The sequence below is a fragment of the Nonomuraea ceibae genome, from assembly GCF_019396325.1.
Lineage (GTDB): Bacteria > Actinomycetota > Actinomycetes > Streptosporangiales > Streptosporangiaceae > Nonomuraea > Nonomuraea ceibae.
Genome location: NZ_JAHKRO010000254.1, coordinates 1 through 666, shown reverse-complemented (window position 1 = coordinate 666; position 666 = coordinate 1). Strand labels below are relative to the sequence as shown.

At 66.4% G+C, this 666-nt stretch carries 1 protein-coding gene; it reads left to right on the top strand.

All coding sequences use genetic code 11. The features are described 5' to 3' along the window. Window positions 1–88 precede the first annotated feature (88 nt). Window positions 89–472, top strand: coding sequence for a hypothetical protein (locus tag KME80_RS49825; RefSeq protein WP_219520126.1), 384 nt, complete (start codon window positions 89–91; stop codon window positions 470–472). Window positions 473–666 lie beyond the last annotated feature (194 nt).

The following is a 666-nucleotide window of genomic DNA, read 5'->3' as shown; positions in this document are numbered from 1 at the left end:
GCAAAACGCTCGGCTGGGAAACCCCAGCCGAGCGTCTCACCAAGCTTCTGGCGCTAGCCAGTTGATCAATCCGTGTTGCGATGACCCCTTGACTTCACCCCTCGTCTACGCGGGGCCTTGCGACGCCTGCAACGGCGACCTGCACGCCCGCCCCGACGCTTCCCGGGTGGCGTGCCAGTGGTGCCGCGACGAAGACGGCCAACGCCTCGTCTACGAGGTCCAGGCCCGCCGCAAGTGGATGCTCGGCGCGCTGGAGGACAAGACGCTGACCGCGCCGGCGATCGCCCGCGCGCTCACGTCGCTGATCCGGCCGATCAAGCCCGCGCTGCTGCACACGTGGGTGGCCCGCAAGAAGCTCCACCCGGCCGGTCTGGACGACCTTGGCCGGATGCTGTTCCGGGTGGGGGACGTTATCGAACTGATGGCCGCCGGGGACGCCCGGGCGGGGGAGCGCGTGTCTGTAGTTGCGTGAACAACCACTTGGTGACATGATCTGCCCTGATAGGTTCGCAAGAGCCATCGAAAAGCCCCTACCGTCCCGGTGAAGTCAAGGGGTCATCGCAACACGGATTGATCAACTGGCTAGCGCCAGAAGCTTGGTGAGACGCTCGGCTGGGGTTTCCCAGCCGGGCGTTTTGCGTGGCCGGCCGTTCAACCGGGCAGCGA